This window comes from Pseudoflavonifractor sp. MSJ-30 (assembly GCF_018918045.1).
GTDB lineage: Bacteria > Bacillota > Clostridia > Oscillospirales > Oscillospiraceae > Faecousia.
The window spans coordinates 22,518-37,627 of sequence record NZ_JAHLPU010000051.1 but is presented as its reverse complement, the minus strand read 5'-3'; the positions used below and the strand labels follow the sequence as shown (position 1 = coordinate 37,627).

Genomic DNA, 15,110 nt, shown 5'->3' with positions numbered 1-15,110 from the left:
ACAGAAAATGGCAACACTAAAAGTTGGTGATACCATAAAAATGAAAAACGGTGACACAGCTACCGTTCTGGCAGAATTTGGTTCAGGCGGGCAAGGCACCGTATACAAGGTTAGCTATAACGGAAAAGAGTATGCACTAAAATGGTATCACAACGGTGTGTTCAAGGGAAACGAAGCGGCCTTTTACAAGAACCTGGAAAACAACATTTTGAAAGGCGCACCGACAAAAGCATTTCTTTGGCCCCAAGGAATTACAGAAGTTTATAATGGAACCTTTGGCTATATCATGGATATCCGGCCCAATGGTTATGAAGAGCTGACCAATTTCTTTGTTGGCTCTCGAAAGCAAAAGCAGGTCTCCTTTAAATCATTTCACGCCGTCACAGCTGCCGCCATCAATATTATACAGGGCTTTCGGGAATTACATAACAGAGGATACAGTTATCAGGATATCAACAACGGCAACTTTTTCATAAACCCTATAACGGGTGATGTCCTGATTTGTGATAATGACAATGTTTCCCCATACGGAACCAATATGGGGATTATGGGCAAGCAGCGTTGGATGGCTCCCGAAATTGTAACATTGGAGTCTGATCCCGATAAGCAGTCTGATAGGTTTTCTCTGGCTGTGGTACTGTTCCGTCTGCTGTTCATCAATCATCCCCTGGAAGGGGGCTACTCCACCCCTCCGTGTATGACAAAGGCATTGGAAAAGAAATACTACGGTACTGAACCGATTTTTGTTTATGATCCAGTGGATAAGAGAAATCGACCAATCCCAGGTACAGATTGCAATTTGAAACTATTTTGGAGCGTATATCCGCAGTACATCAAAGATTTATTCATTCGGGCATTTAGCCAGGATGTCATGCACAAGCGGAAGCCCAGAGTGCTGGAAAAGGAATGGCTTGACGCATTTTTCAGACTCCGTGCAGAAATTGGCACATGTCCGATTTGCAAGGAAGAGACTTTTTATCAGGTGGCTGCTCCCAGCAAATGTATCGAGTGCAAGAAAATGATTCCTCAGGTGCCTACTCTGCTTTTGAAGAACTACCAGCTTCCGCTTCATGTTGGGATGAAGCTGTACTTATGGCATATTGATTCGACGCTGGAAGATATTGAAACCGTTGTTGGCGAGGTCGTTTCTAATCCGAAAGATCCCAGATTAACGGGCATTCGCAATACTTCGCAGACAACGTGGATTATTACACTTCCAGATAACACGCAAAGACCGCTTTCACCTGGCAACGTTGTTCCGCTCAAAGATGGCTTCCAATTTGATTTCCACGGCAATGGACAGGTTGCCGCAGCAATAAAGTTTTGATAGAGAGGTAATGAATTATGTCACTGCTTGATCAGGTTACTCCGTCCCCCCGAAAGATTATGACGCTCTTCTATGTAGTTGATACTTCTGGAAGCATGTATGGTGAAAAAATTGGTGCTGTCAACTCAGCGATGGAGGAGGCGATTGCGGTAGATTTGCCTGAAATTTCTTCTGCAAATGATGATGCGGAAATTAGAATTGCAATTATGCAGTTTGCCAGCGGCTGTTCGTGGATTACCCCTGCCTCTGGCCCCATTGGCATTGGGGATGTAATCTGGAACGATTTACAGACTGGCGGATTGACTGATCTGGGTGCCGCATGTCAAGAACTGGACAAGAAACTGTCAAGAAACGCTTTCCTGGAATCCCAGACAGGGGCGTATGCCCCCGTTATTCTGTTGGTGAGCGACGGCGGCCCAACTGATAATTGGGAGAAGGGACTGCAGCAGCTGAAGCAAAACAACTGGTTCAAACATGCCATTAAAATTGCTATTGCAATTGGCGATGATGCAGATAAATCTGTTCTTGCAGCTTTTACAGGTACGCCTGAATCTGTAATTCCTGTAAATGACAAGCACACATTGAAGGCACTGATTCGAAAGGTTAGCGTTCGTGCGTCTGAGTTCCAGAGTCATAGCAAACAAACATCCGATGTTGATACAACAGCCGAGGAAGACTCCGCAAAGATTGTAAATGAAGTGAAAAATGATTTGACAAGCGATACCGCAGCAGCACCGATTACAGTTGACGACAGTGATTGGGGACAGTGGTAAGGTATAAGCGGGAGGACCCGATTATGAACTCTATATATGATTTTGCTTTTTCTGCCCAGGGGTATAATCACATCAAGGCTAATAAAGTTTGTCAGGATTCATCTGGGCACTATACTGATGACTGTATGTCCATTGTTGTTGTTGCAGACGGCCATGGCAGCGATGATTATCCCCGCACAGACAAAGGCTCCCGTTATGCCGTTGAGGCGGCGATTGGCTCGATTAAAGAATTTGTTGAAACAGTAGTTGACTGCAATGTTGGTATTGCGGAAAGCCCAGAAGCCTATTTAGAGCAGCTTGCAAAAAGTATCCTTTCTAAATGGTATGCTGCTGTGTATGCAGATGTGGCTGAGCACCCGTTTACTCAGGCTGAGATGGATAATGCATCAGATCGCTATCAAAAAGGTATTTATCTGGCCGCAAATCCGAAAAAGCCTATGGTACAACGTTGATAGCGGCTTGCCAAACGGAATCGTTCTGGTTCGGAATTCAAATTGGCGATGGAAAATGTGTAACTATTTCTACAGATGGAACCATTGAAGAACCGATTCCGTGGGATGAAAACTGCCAGTCAAATATTACAACATCTATCTGTGATTCGGATGCAATTAATGAATTCCGCTATGCATTCAAAACAAAATGCCCTGCCGCAACATTGATGGGAACGGATGGAATTGATGACTCCTATGCTGACGAGGAGGAGTTATACGTTCTATACCGCTCGATCCTATCGATTTTTGCGGAACATGGTCGGCAAGTTGGAGAGAATGAAGTTAGCGGATTCCTGCCAGGGTTGTCTAGGAGAGGCAGCGGTGATGATGTTTCCATTGCGGGAATTGTATCTGCCAAGTTGTCAATCGGGTTTGTGGCACTCCTAAAGGCACAGTGCGAATATAAAAATGCGTTGGCGCAAAAAGAGAAAGCGGAGCACGAGGTTACACTCGCAGCCGAGCGATATGTTTATGTTTGTGATGCGCTGCAAAAAGCGAAGAAGACATTTGAAAACTGCAATCAAAAAGAAGCTGAAGCTCGGAATGCGGTTGAGCAGGCTAAGGAAACGCAAATATCAGCTGGTGAGCGGTATATAGCTGCGCAGGAAACTTTAAAGCAGGCAGTTCAACTTTATTCCCATGAACATGATTCAGCTGAAGACGGTTCTCAGCAACCTTACGCCATTTCTATTTCAATAGAGGGTAAAGATGGATAACAAAGTGCTACAATAAGATTTACAGCTCAGCCGATAATCCTGGTTTCTGGCAATTACCTTGGCATTTAAAGCCATCATCCAGGAACAAAAAGCCACAATTCATTTCTTAGCTTTATTTCCATAATTATCAATGCGAATCAAGAGTTAAAAAGTTTGAAAACCATAGCTGTGGCAATGGTAGCGAACACATGGAACAAAAGGCCCGCGCTGGAACGTACAAAAGAAGCCGTTTGGATGTGAAACCTGGAATTCATCCAATGAAAGAAAGATTCAATGGGCTGCCGGCGTGAGCTGACTGCAGTTGAATATGCATCACCGGACTTCAAGGTATCACCTTTCTTCTGCTTTCTTGGTGTTATGACTTTAATTCCATATTGTGTTTTCAGCAAATCTGCCCATTCAGAATCGCAGTACGCCTTATCCGCCAGCAGCCAACCGCTGTGGGTTGGTGTGGCATTCAGAAACATCGCTTTTGCGGCAGTCAAGTCAAAGACAGAAGCCTTTGAGATCATAAGCGTTTCCGCAACGGGCAAGGCCCCCGGTCTTCGGATGACAAATGCGTGGAGTTTTACCCCATAGTAATACTCTTTTCTGGACGAATTATAACTTTTATCACAATAATCCTTGGCTACCTTGGCCGCACCGGACCGTGCCTGTTTCGCAAGAATAATTGGGCAGGAATCCACGATATACTGTACAGATTTCTCGAAATTTGCGCAAAGTATCCCTGACCAAACTTCAGACAATGCCTGAAATGCTGGGGCAAGATTATTCAGCCGCCTGCAAAATGCCTGATAACTGGGCAAGTCTGGAAACCAGTCATGCCAGTAATCACGGATAAAGTTATAAGCGTCTTTCTGCGTCAACCGTCCTTCCAATTTGCCCCACAGGTATGCCGTGATACACTCCTCATCCGAAAATTTGGGGAAACGATTGTTGCTAAGGCGTTGCATTCTTTCTTCGATTATGTTAGGGAATCTCTGAATAAATCGTCAGCGGCTGGACAGTGGATTTTCTGTCCCCAGTCTGCGGTACGAAAAACGGGAAATACATACAGTATTCCCACGTTTTCCGTACATTGTCCGGAAACAAAATCTCTCGCTGCCAGCTCTTGCCGATTAAATCAGAGCTTCCCTGGATTGTCACAAACGGTGCGATATAGCGTAATGAGTTTGGCTTGTTTCACACCTTACATTCTCAGACTTTGCAGCCGGGTTTTGATCCTGTACAGGCCAGCAGAGAAAACCTTTTTCAAATCCCCCGGAATTCGGTTGACGTAACGCAATTGGCCGTGTATAATAACCCAAGGAGTGTGCCTTGAACCGTCTGAGACTGCCGGGCGGAAAAGCTGGGACACGGTGGGAGAGACTATGAGAAAGAGAAGAATACTTGCGGCATTTTTCGGCATCCTGGCGGCGGCCGGGGCGGCGGTGACGCTGATGCTGGCCCTGACGGCCCGGGGGCGGCAGACGATGATGCTGAAGGAGGACCCCAGGGTCATGGCCTGCGCGCAGAACTTTCTGGATAAGCTGTGCGGTATGGATCTGGAGGGGGCTTCCGTGGAGCTTCTGGGAGCGCCGGAACTGAATATGGTTTCAGATCAGGACGGGGCGAAGAAGATCCTTTGGGACAGGTATTGGGGCGGACTGGAAGCGACCCTGGAGGGAAAACCCTATGCCCAGGGCAGCTTTTTGACCGTGAACGCACGGATCACCTATCCGGATATGGATGCGGTCATCCGGCAGATGGGGGAGCTGACCCAGACGTGCCTGCGGCAGCGGGTGGACGAGGCCGAGAATGTTTCCGAGGTGTATAATACGGATGGCGGTTACCGCCAGGAGATATTGGACGAGGTCCTTGTCCAGGCGGCCAGAACGGCTGCGGAGCAGACCACGGCGGTCTGTGAAAAAAGCATTGCACTGAAGCTGGCTTATGACGGGGAAGACTGGAAGATCATTCCAGGTAAGGAGCTGCGGAGTCTGCTTTCCGGAGATTTGGACGGAGGGCAGGGATAATGAAAGCATTGAAGTTTTTTTCCGGAACGCTGCTCTGCCTTGCGGCCCTGACGCTGACGGCGCCGATCCTATGGACACTGCTGCTGGTGCCGGGAGAGCAGCAGACAGATGCCCCTGCCAAGGAACTCCGTGTGGGCGATACCTTCCGGATGGAAGTGAACAATCGGCTCAGCGATGCGTTGGCAAACGTTACCCAGATGAAAAAACACTACTGGATCGAGAAAGACGCTGCGGTGGCACCGGAACCGGAACAGAGCTGCTTCGGCGAGGCATCGGACCCTGAGGAATTGCGGGGCGTTCTTGACAGGGCAGCGGATGTGCTGGAGGGGCAGAAGCTGTTTTTCTCTACCGATCGGCAGATCATGGAGGGCAGCACCATCCACTACTATCTGGACGATACCATTTTTGCTGTCAGCTGGAAAGAAGTTGTAAACAATACGGCGGTGACCTATTCCGAGGTCAAGATCATGGATCCCTCTCAGTTCCGGCGGCATTTCTCCGGGGACGGTTACTGCTCGGGCAGACTTTCCCTTACTTCGGAAATGGCGGAACAGGTCAATGCCGTTATGGCATTCTCCGGCGACTTCTATAATTACCGCATTACCGGCAATGTTGTGGCCAACGGGAAAGTCTGCCGGATGAACAACGGCATTACGGATGTGTGCTATGTGGACGAGAACGGCGACCTGATCCTGAAGCGCAGGCAGGAATTTGCCAATGCTCAGGAAGCACAGACGTATGTGGATGAGAACAAGATCTCCTTCTCCCTGGCCTTCGGCCCCATTCTGGTGGAGAATTATGAGGCCCAGGAACTGCCGGTGTACATGGTAGGCGAACTGACCGGCAATTACGCCCGGGAGGCGCTGTGCCAAATGGACCGGCTGCACTATCTGGTGGTGGTATGCAATTACGAGGGAACCCACACACATATGCCAACGGGTAAGGAACTGGTAAAGATCTGTCAGGAAACGGGCTGCATCCGGGCCTATAACCTGGATGGCGGCCAGACCTCTACGGTTGTCATGAACAATGAAGTCCTCAACAATGTCAGCTACGGAAATCAGCGGCTCATCAGTGACATCATTTATTTCGGAACGGCCAAGCCGAAGGAGAAGTGACCATGGAGCAAATCGCGTTTATCTGGGGCCCTTATATGGTTTATTGGAGCACGGCAATTCTGACCATGGCCTGTGCCGTGGGGCTGCTGCTGTTTCTGTTCCTCTATCTCTGGGACGAGGCCGATACCGTAGGCGGCTTCTGTGCGGTGCCCCTGAGTCTGGGGTTCGGCATGGTGTTTTCCAGACTTGCCTACTGGTATTTCCGGCCCGGCAGCTTTGAAAGTCTTCGCCAGGCTCTGACGGACTACAGCCGGGGCGGTTTCCTGTTGGCCGGAGCCTTTGCGGGCATTTTTCTGGCGGCGCTGCTGCTGGCGGCGCTTCGCCGCGGGCGGCATCTGGGGGCCATGCTGGATGCCATGAGCCTGGCAGGTGCCGGAGCCATTGCCCTGGGACGACTGGCTTGCTTTACGAACAGCGCGGACCGGGGCGGCATTCTGCCGAAAGGCGCGCTGCTGGGCAGCGAGGTGATCAGCGCGGCCACCGGCGCGGCGGAATACCGACTGAACACCTTTGTGCTGCAATCTGCCGCCGCCGGGGTGATCTTCCTAATTCTGCTCGTGGTTTATTTCGCACGGAAACGGGAGTATCACCGCCGCCCCGGGGATATCTTCTGGCTGTTCTGCCTGTACTATGGCGGGAGCCAGGCGGTGCTGGATTCTACCCGGACGGATTCGTACTTCTTCCGGGCCAACGGTTTTGTCAGCGTGGTGCAGGTGCTTGGCCTGTGCGCGGTGGTGCTGGCCCTTGTCTGCTTCACGGTGCGCTACCTGAAGGCCCGGGGCAGCAAACTGGGAACTCTGGCACTGTGGGTCACCGGGCTGCTGTTTCTGGGGGGTGCGGGCTATATGGAGTATTATGTCCAGCGTCACGGAAGCGAGGCCATGTTTGCCTATACAGGCATGGGAATCTGTATGGCGCTGGTTCTGGTACTGGGCACCATCCTCTGGTCCGCTGCCCGCAGTCGTGAGATTCCCAGAAGTATGCCGACGGTATATGAAAGCCTCACACAGGGAGATTTCCGCTGAAATTATGCAAGAAAACGGCATATCATAAGAATCTCGGGAGTGAAAAACGCTCTGCGGGATTCTTATTTTGTTTTTTGAAAATAAATGTTGATTTTTTGACGAAGAAATAGTAGGATAAATGCATAACGGACGACCGTGTAAAGGAGGCAATGCAATGTTCAAACGAATAGCAGCGGCGCTGTTGTGTGTTCTGACAACGATCGGGTTGACCGGGTGCCAGGAGAAAACACCGTCGGCGACAATTACCTTGGATGCTGCGAAACCGTCGGCATCGATGAATACTGAGAGGGAAACGGAGCCTATGGATGGCCAGCTGATCGCGTCTGTCCAGACTCGGGAGGAAGCGGAGAAGATTGCTGCGCTTTATGGTATTGAGTTGGTGGATTTTGCCGCTCCCGCGGCGCTGTATGCTACAGAGGAGGATCCCCAGACAGTGATCCAGAGGGGGATGGACAACGGATGGCCGCTGTTGGAGATCAACCACACGAAAGAGCTGTATTAAAGTGTATCTTATTGGCCTCCTTGATCACACGACATCCGGGGGCTGAAAAACGATAGAAGGAAGGAAAAGAGCATGAACAAATGGACAAAGAAACTGCTGTCATTGGTTCTGGCAGCTGCTCTTCTGCTGAGCTGTACACCGCTGACTTCCGCGGAAGGAACAGTCGGCACAGAGCCGGAAACCACAGTTTCGGAGGAAACGACAGCACCTACAGAGGAGACTACAGAGCCTTCTGAGGAATCTGTGGACCCAACGGAAGAGACAACGGAACCGGAAGAGGAAACGGAGCCGGAGGAAACTTCCGAGCCCACCGAGGTACAGGAGCCTACAGAAGCGCCCTCTGAAGACCCCACGGGGGAGACCGAGGAAACCACCGAAGAGACAGAGCCTGAGGAAACTGAAGAACCGGAGGAAGATGAGACTGTTGAACTTCCCTTCGGATTTCAGGGCTTGCCGGATGGCTATGTGTTATCCGAAAGTGCTCTGGCGGAGAAGCAGGTACTGATCGACGAGGCGGTTTTGGATGAACTGACGGTGATGGCTGCCGGAACAGACTACGAGACGGACACCATGACCATCCATGCAGAAACCCGAGAAATTGCGGAAATCTATGCCGCGGCCTACAGTGCGGAATTGGTGGATTACTTTGACGGCACGGGCCTGATCCGTCTGACCACGGCCACAGTGGCGGAGGCTGTAGAGGCGGCCCAGGATATGGAACTGCCGCTGCCCGCAGCCAACCCCAACTATATCATCAGCTTGGATCCCAACGAACAGTATTCTATTGGCCTTTCTCAAGATGGCATCAGTATCCAAAGCAGTACTCCCCAGCACATGGACTGGAACACTTGGATTAATGAGGTCTTTGATCAGCCTGACCCAGCACTGCTGCAGCCTGCGGACAAAAACGGCAGTCATTCCTGGTGGAATGATAACTATCAGTACATGCATGATACTATGGACACTTATGGTGCCTGGGGCGTTACAATGGGCCATGGCGTGAAAGTCGCTGTGGTCGATACCGGCGTTATGGCGAATCACCCGGATTTGTCAGGCAAGGTAACGGAATATGATATCGGATATGGAACCGGTGATGGTGCGGGGCATGGTACCCACGTTGCAGGTATTATTGCCGCTTCCGTCAATAACGGTCTTGGCGGTGCGGGTATTGCGCCTGGCGCAGAGATTATCAGTGTCCGCGTTTTCAATGGAAATGGGAAAACCAGTGATTACTATGTAGCGAAGGGCATTGATAAGGCGGTTGCTGCCGGGGCTCAAGTTATTAACCTGAGCCTGGGCGGTCCTGGTTTCTCCCAAGATCTGAAGCGAGCTGTTACTCAGGCGATAAACAAAGGAGTTTGTGTTGTTGCTGCTATGGGTAACGATGGTATGAACCAGGTGTCCTATCCGGCGGCCTTTGATGGCGTTATTGGTGTTGTGGCCAGTGACGCCAACAACACTCGTGCGCAGTATTCCAACTTCGGTCCCTGGGCGGATATCGCCGCACCTGGCACTGCCATCTATTCTTCCACTTACGATGGCTCATTTGGCCTGAAGGACGGCACATCTATGGCAGCGCCTGCAGTTTCGGGTGCTGTGGCGCTGTACAAGAGCGTACATTATGACGCAACACCGAAGCAGATCGAATCCCGGATGAAGGCTACGGCAACTAGGGGGGGGAAGGACCTGGGGGTCGGCATTGTCAATGTCGCGAAGATGCTGTCTGAACAGCCCGCGGCCCCCATTGCTTGGGTACTGGACGAAAACAATGAATTGATTGCGAGTTCTCAGGATGGTACATTAAAGAATATGGTTCCCTGCGAAAGTAAACTTGCTATCGTATCGACCATTGAGGATGTTAACCATTTCTTTGTTTTCACGCTGGATGGGAAAACACCTGCGGTCAAAAATGGCTCTGTAGCTGTTGGTGAGGTGTATGTTGAACCAATTGACCTGTCACGGTATGCGGGGCAGACCATCACACTTAAGACTATGCAGGTCAATGGCCTGGGCATGGCGGGGAAGGTGCTGACCCAAAAAATCAAGGTGAGTAATACCTGGAAAATCACGGGCATGGAGATTACCGGCCCAGACCGGGTGGTGGCTGGAAAGAAAGGTGAGTTCCGAGCAACGGTGTATCCTGTGGACAAGGCAAGCCAGAGCGTGACCTGGTCCATTGTGTCTTCTATGGCTGCCGGTGTGACCATCAATGCTAAGACAGGTGCTGTCAGCACAAAGACAACCTCTGACGGACGTGTGCAGATTCGAGCAACCAGCACGACGGATCCGAGCAAATATGCGGAATTTACGTTCCGCGTTGAGCGATGCTTTCCGGTGAAGACACTGACTTTGGATACTTACAAGCACACGATGTTTGTGGGCGATTCAGCAGCTCTGCGTGTCACTACAGCGGTGAATACAAACAATGATCGCGTGGCGGTCAGCAACCTAGAGTTCATTTGGTCCAGTAGCAATCAGAAGGTTGCAACTGTGGATGCAGACGGGAGAGTTGTGGCTGTTGCGAAGGGAACCGCAACGATCATCTGCAAGGTTCTGGATGGTAGTGGAAAAACTGTGAAATGCACCGTTACGGTGAAACAGCAAGTAGAGGAACTGGTAATCTCCGGTCAGGAGGGAATGGCACCGGGTACCTCCGCAACCTATAAGGCCAATGCCTATCCAGCAACTGCCAGTGAGAAAGGCGTGTATTGGAGCGTAGTCGATGCGCCTAAGGGGACGACAATCTCTGCCAGCGGCAAGGTAACACTGCCGAAGATGGTAGAGGAAGGTGTTGATCATTTCCTTGTGCAAGCTCTGGCAAAGGATGGCAGCGGCATTTCCAGAAGATTTAGCGTTATGATTGCACCTAAGTGCACCAGTGTTGGTGTATATGCAAGTAATGCTCCAGGCAATGCCCCTGGTCTTGTTTATAATAGGCAGGGAATTTTGACTGGCGTTGGAATGTTCAATGTGGATTTGCAGAATACAGATGGCGTGGAGAATCAGGTTTCTCTGAATGCATATGCGGAGGGCAATAGCGTGCCCATTCTTTGGACTAGCAGCAACCCTGCGATTGCATCTGTTGATAACGGCCTGGTGACGGCGCATAAGGCGGGCTCCGCAACGATTACGGCAGCTGCCCAGGACGGTTCCGGAAAAAAGGCAACTATTGCTGTGAAGGTGACAGTGCCCGTGTCTAGTATGTCGTTGACTTCCTCTGCTGAGAAAGGTACCGTTGGGTTGGACACTATGGCCGTCGGAAAGACGTATAGCCATACGGTTTCCTTCGGCAGTCTTTATGGTGCGCCGACAAACCGCAAGGTTCAGTGGAGTTGGATTGTGACCACCATTCGTAATGGACAGCTGGTGAATGTGTCCAGTGCGGTCAACGGTATGGTTAGCTGCAACAGTGGCAAGCTGAGTGTGAGGTCCGGTGTGACATCCGTATTGAGCCGTTACGGGAATCTGCAGGCAACAATTTATGCAGAAGCACTGGATGGATCGGGAGTTGTGGCGCTCAGAACTTACAACTTGGTCAGAGGTGCCACCTTTGTGAAGTTCATCAATGGTCTGCGGAGGGACAACAGTGGTAACTATTATCTGACTTTTGTCTCTGATCAGGTGGTGTCATCAAGTTCTTCCGGCTATAAGTTCGGTGATTTCGTAGTCACCAGCAGCAATTCCAGAGTGGTCAATCCTATCGAGGTGTCTACTTCCAGCAGCTATAACAGCTACTATGGCGGCTATGTCCACTGGCTGGTCATCAGCAGTGATATGCACACGGGAAAAGCTACGATAACGGTCAAAACCACTGATGGCACCAATAAGACTGCAAAGTTTACGGTTACTGTAAATTAGGCGATTAAGGCCGGCCGGAGCTCCGAAGGGAAGCTCTGGCCGGTGCTTTCTTACGCTTTGGTGAAAAATATTTGCTTTTTCCTTCTAAAACTGTTATCATATTAATTTAGAAAGTGCAAAGGAGGCCCCTGTATGTCACAGATTGGGTCTGTTCACAAGCTCGCGGGGAGCAAATTTCTATCCCTTTATCAGCTGGATGCCGTTCGGCGGAACGGAGGACATTTTGACTACTATATGGCCTCCCGCACCGGAGAAACGGAGAAGCTGAAGGCCGTCACCCATGAGAACCGGGCGGACGGTGTGGTGATTTTCGCGGTAGACCCTGAGGATCGGGTGGTGCTGATCCGGCAGTACCGGTATCCCATCGGAGATTACATCTATGAGCTGCCTGCCGGGCTGGTGGAGCCGGGGGAAGACATTCGGGAGGCTGCCGTCCGGGAGCTGTTTGAGGAAACCGGCATGACGCTTCATCCCGCAGAGGACCACGGATTTGGCCGGCCCTTTTACACCACCGCGGGAATGACCGACGAGAGCTGCGCCACAGTTTTCGGCCGCTGCGAGGGGAACCCTACCAGCTGCCATCAGGAGGCCAGCGAGGAAATTCAGGTAATTCTGGCGGACCGGGCCGAGGCAGCCCGGATCCTGCGGGAAGAAAACCTGGCCATTATGTGCGCCTACCAGCTCATGCGCTATGTGTCAGGGGATTCCCTGTCATTTTTGGAGGAATAAAGCATGTCACATACCATTGCTGCCGTCTCCACGGGAAATCAGGTGGCCGCCATCGGCATTCTGCGGCTGTCGGGAGACGACTGTATTGAAATTGCGGAAAAGGTCTTTTCCCGCCCTTTGCAAAGCGTCCCGGACCGGAAGCTGATCCTGGGGGAACTGTTTGATATCCAGAGCCGGGCCATTGACCAGTGTATGGCCGTGGTTTCCAGGGCGCCCCACAGCTATACCGGCGAGAACACCGTGGAGTTTCACTGTCACGGATCTCCTGCCGTGCTGGCGGCGGGACTGCAAAGTCTCTATGCCGCCGGGGCCAGGCCTGCCCGCCGGGGAGAATTTACAAAGCGGGCCTTTTTGAATGGAAAACTGGATCTGACCCAGGCGGAGGCAGTCATCGATCTGATCGAGGCGGAGACCGCCGACGCCGCCGCCAACGCCGCGGGGCAGGTTGGGGGCAGACTGCAAAAGGTGCTGCTGCCGGTATATGACCGCCTGACGGATTTGTGCAGCCATTTCCACGCCGTTCTGGATTACCCGGACGAGGACATTGAGGACTTCGGCCTTTCCAACTACGCCGCGTCCCTGCGGAGTGACGCCAAGGCCCTTTACGCGCTTTTGCAGACCTACGGCCAGGGCCGCATTCTGCGGCAGGGCGTGAAGACCGCCATTGTTGGCAGGCCCAACGTGGGCAAATCCAGCTTGCTGAACGCTCTGGCAGGCTTTGACCGGGCCATTGTTACCGATATTCCCGGCACTACCCGGGATACGGTGGAGGAGACGGTACTGGCAGGTTCCACCCGGCTGCGGCTCATCGATACCGCAGGCATCCGACAGACCGCCGATACCGTGGAGGCCATGGGAGTGGACCGCTCCCGGAAGGCGCTGGAAGAGGCGGACCTCGCCCTTTTTGTCTGCGACGGCAGCCAGCCATTGGACCGGGAAGACCGGGAGATCATTGACCTGTGTTTGGAAGCGCCTCAGGCCATTGCGCTCATCAACAAGACGGATCTTGGCAGCGTTGTCGAACCTGCCGAGCTGCCTTTCATGCAGGTGATCCCCATCAGCGCCGGCACTGGCGAGGGATTGGATCTGCTGCGAAACTGCATTGACGACCTCTTTGCCGGGGAAGTGCCCTGTGACGGCTCCATTCTTACCAATCCCCGGCAGTATGACGCCTGCCGGAGGGCCTACGAAAGCCTGCTCTCCGCCTTGCGGGGGCTGAAATTGGGGGTGACCCCTGACGCTTTGCTGCTGGATGTGGAGGCCGCCATGGAGTCAATCGGCGAGGTCACCGGCGCCACCGTCCGGGAGGACATCACCGCAAGAATTTTTGAACGCTTCTGCGTTGGAAAGTAAGGAAAACATGATCTATCTCGATAATTCCGCCACCACAAAACCCTGTGCCGAAGCTGTGGAGGCTGTTGCGGGGGCACTGACCCGGGATTGGGGCAACCCCTCCGCACTGTATGATTTCGGCATCAGCGCCGCCCGGCAGCTTCGCACCGCCCGGCACGCCGTAGCTGCCGCTATGGGAGCGGAACCGGACCGGGTGTTCTTCACCTCCTGCGGCACTGAGGCAGACAACTGGGCGGTCTACGGTACGGCAAAGCGCTTCGGCAAGCGGGGGAAACATATCGTTACCACCGCCATGGAGCACCACGCCATCTTAAACTGCATGAAGGATCTGGAAGCCCAGGGCTTTGAGGTGACCTATCTGCAGCCGGACGCGCTTGGAAACATCTCTGCGGACGCCCTGAAAGCGGCGCTGCGGAAGGACACCATTCTGGTGTCCGTTATGATGGTCAATAACGAGGCCGGTTCCGTCATGCCCATTGCCCAGATGGCAAAGCTCACCCACAGGCTGTGCCCGGACGCCATCTTCCACACGGACGCCGTCCAGGGCTTTCTGAAGATCCCCTTTCAGGCGAAGACTCTGGGGGCGGACCTGATCTCCGTTTCCAGCCACAAGATCCACGGCCCCAAGGGGGCGGGGGCTTTATACATCTCCCCAAGGCTCAAGTCCTTCCCACCCCTTATTCAGGGCGGCGGTCAGGAGGGGGGCTACCGCAGCGGCACCGAGGGCACGCCGGCCCTCTTCGGTTTCGCTGCCGCGGCAGAAGCGGGCGGCAAGACCTTCCGGGAGGACATCGCCCGGGAGCGGGGGCTGCTGGAAAATCTTTGCGCCCAGCTGGAAGCCCTGCCCGGCGTGCAGCTGAACGGCGCCCATGACGCACCCCATATCCTCAGCGTCTCCATTCCCGGGGTGCCTACCCAGAATTCCATCAACATTTTGCAGGATGCGGGCATCTGCGTCTCCGCCGGTTCCGCCTGCGCCAAGGGCCACAGGAGCCATGTGCTCACCGCCATGGGCGTCAGTGAGAAAGCCATCGATTCCGCTTTCCGGGTATCCCTGAGCCGGGAGACCACCCAGGAGGACATCGATGCCTTGGTATGGACTATCCGGGAGAACATTCTGCCGCGGATATGACAGAATGCTGGATTAATAATTCCACCTCAAAAGCCGCATTCCGGGAATCAGTCCGTGCAATGCGGCATTTT

The 15,110-nt window shown here is 52.6% G+C and carries 13 protein-coding genes; 12 read left to right on the top strand and 1 reads right to left on the bottom strand.

Annotation, left to right across the window (positions count from 1 at the left end; all coding sequences use genetic code 11):
* Nucleotides 1–7 precede the first annotated feature (7 nt).
* The 4 genes from KQI10_RS07700 to KQI10_RS07685 are packed head-to-tail and all read left to right on the top strand — an operon-like array spanning nucleotide 8 to nucleotide 3,307.
* On the top strand, nucleotides 8–1,327 hold the full coding sequence (locus KQI10_RS07700) for a protein kinase (RefSeq protein WP_216566825.1): 1,320 nt from the start codon (nucleotides 8–10) through the stop codon (nucleotides 1,325–1,327).
* A gap of 17 nt (nucleotides 1,328–1,344) precedes the next feature.
* Nucleotides 1,345–2,100 carry a VWA domain-containing protein gene (locus tag KQI10_RS07695; RefSeq protein WP_253285207.1) on the top strand — a complete coding sequence of 252 codons (756 nt, stop codon included), beginning with the start codon at nucleotides 1,345–1,347 and terminating at the stop codon, nucleotides 2,098–2,100.
* 23 nt (nucleotides 2,101–2,123) lie between these two features.
* Nucleotides 2,124–2,552, top strand: coding sequence for a protein phosphatase 2C domain-containing protein (locus KQI10_RS07690; protein ID WP_216566824.1), 429 nt, complete (start codon nucleotides 2,124–2,126; stop codon nucleotides 2,550–2,552).
* A complete protein-coding gene (locus KQI10_RS07685) occupies nucleotides 2,549–3,307 on the top strand; it encodes a protein phosphatase 2C domain-containing protein (RefSeq protein WP_253285206.1) in 759 nt (252 codons plus the stop codon). Before KQI10_RS07690 ends, KQI10_RS07685 begins: the two co-directional genes overlap by 4 nt.
* 137 nt (nucleotides 3,308–3,444) lie before the next feature.
* On the opposite strand, the gene KQI10_RS07680 is transcribed toward KQI10_RS07685, so the two are convergent.
* Nucleotides 3,445–4,260, bottom strand: a complete 816-nt coding sequence (locus KQI10_RS07680) for an IS982 family transposase (protein WP_216566823.1) — start codon at nucleotides 4,258–4,260, stop codon at nucleotides 3,445–3,447.
* A gap of 417 nt (nucleotides 4,261–4,677) precedes the next feature.
* Here KQI10_RS07680 and KQI10_RS07675 point away from each other — a divergent pair, with 417 nt between their 5' ends.
* From KQI10_RS07675 to KQI10_RS07640, 8 genes are all read left to right on the top strand, one after another.
* On the top strand, nucleotides 4,678–5,322 hold the full coding sequence (locus KQI10_RS07675) for a hypothetical protein (RefSeq protein WP_216566822.1): 645 nt from the start codon (nucleotides 4,678–4,680) through the stop codon (nucleotides 5,320–5,322).
* Nucleotides 5,322–6,440: a phosphodiester glycosidase family protein gene (locus KQI10_RS07670; RefSeq protein ID WP_216566821.1), complete on the top strand. Its 1,119-nt coding sequence runs from the start codon at nucleotides 5,322–5,324 to the stop codon at nucleotides 6,438–6,440. Before KQI10_RS07675 ends, KQI10_RS07670 begins: the two co-directional genes overlap by 1 nt.
* Before the next feature lie 2 nt (nucleotides 6,441–6,442).
* Entirely contained in the window at nucleotides 6,443–7,465 is a 1,023-nt protein-coding gene (locus KQI10_RS07665) for a prolipoprotein diacylglyceryl transferase family protein (RefSeq protein ID WP_216566820.1), read from the top strand.
* A gap of 301 nt (nucleotides 7,466–7,766) precedes the next feature.
* The gene (locus tag KQI10_RS07660; protein ID WP_216566819.1) at nucleotides 7,767–7,967 is read left to right on the top strand and encodes a hypothetical protein; all 201 of its coding nucleotides are present in this window, start codon (nucleotides 7,767–7,769) and stop codon (nucleotides 7,965–7,967) included.
* Between the two features lie 72 nt (nucleotides 7,968–8,039).
* Nucleotides 8,040–11,825, top strand: a complete 3,786-nt coding sequence (locus KQI10_RS07655) for a S8 family serine peptidase (protein WP_216566818.1) — start codon at nucleotides 8,040–8,042, stop codon at nucleotides 11,823–11,825.
* A 132-nt stretch (nucleotides 11,826–11,957) separates the two neighbouring features.
* Nucleotides 11,958–12,554: an NUDIX hydrolase gene (locus KQI10_RS07650; protein WP_216566817.1), complete on the top strand. Its 597-nt coding sequence runs from the start codon at nucleotides 11,958–11,960 to the stop codon at nucleotides 12,552–12,554.
* 3 nt (nucleotides 12,555–12,557) lie between these two features.
* Nucleotides 12,558–13,907, top strand: a complete 1,350-nt coding sequence (gene mnmE, locus KQI10_RS07645) for a tRNA uridine-5-carboxymethylaminomethyl(34) synthesis GTPase MnmE (RefSeq protein WP_216566816.1) — start codon at nucleotides 12,558–12,560, stop codon at nucleotides 13,905–13,907.
* 7 nt (nucleotides 13,908–13,914) lie between these two features.
* Nucleotides 13,915–15,039, top strand: coding sequence for a cysteine desulfurase family protein (locus tag KQI10_RS07640; protein ID WP_216566815.1), 1,125 nt, complete (start codon nucleotides 13,915–13,917; stop codon nucleotides 15,037–15,039).
* Nucleotides 15,040–15,110: the final 71 nt, after the last annotated feature.

Excerpts from the sequence above, each read along its gene's own strand:
- KQI10_RS07670 (WP_216566821.1), top strand. The coding sequence starts at position 5,322 with ATGAAAGCATTGAAGTTTTTTTCCGGAACGCTGCTCTGCCTTGCGGCC.
- KQI10_RS07695 (WP_253285207.1), top strand. The coding sequence starts at position 1,345 with ATGTCACTGCTTGATCAGGTTACTCCGTCCCCCCGAAAGATTATGACG.
- KQI10_RS07700 (WP_216566825.1), top strand. The coding sequence starts at position 8 with ATGGCAACACTAAAAGTTGGTGATACCATAAAAATGAAAAACGGTGAC.
- KQI10_RS07680 (WP_216566823.1), bottom strand. The coding sequence starts at position 4,260 with ATGCAACGCCTTAGCAACAATCGTTTCCCCAAATTTTCGGATGAGGAG.
- KQI10_RS07660 (WP_216566819.1), top strand. The coding sequence starts at position 7,767 with ATGGATGGCCAGCTGATCGCGTCTGTCCAGACTCGGGAGGAAGCGGAG.
- mnmE (WP_216566816.1), top strand. The coding sequence starts at position 12,558 with ATGTCACATACCATTGCTGCCGTCTCCACGGGAAATCAGGTGGCCGCC.
- KQI10_RS07690 (WP_216566824.1), top strand. The coding sequence starts at position 2,124 with ATGAACTCTATATATGATTTTGCTTTTTCTGCCCAGGGGTATAATCAC.
- KQI10_RS07675 (WP_216566822.1), top strand. The coding sequence starts at position 4,678 with ATGAGAAAGAGAAGAATACTTGCGGCATTTTTCGGCATCCTGGCGGCG.
- KQI10_RS07650 (WP_216566817.1), top strand. The coding sequence starts at position 11,958 with ATGTCACAGATTGGGTCTGTTCACAAGCTCGCGGGGAGCAAATTTCTA.
- KQI10_RS07640 (WP_216566815.1), top strand. The coding sequence starts at position 13,915 with ATGATCTATCTCGATAATTCCGCCACCACAAAACCCTGTGCCGAAGCT.
- KQI10_RS07665 (WP_216566820.1), top strand. The coding sequence starts at position 6,443 with ATGGAGCAAATCGCGTTTATCTGGGGCCCTTATATGGTTTATTGGAGC.
- KQI10_RS07655 (WP_216566818.1), top strand. The coding sequence starts at position 8,040 with ATGAACAAATGGACAAAGAAACTGCTGTCATTGGTTCTGGCAGCTGCT.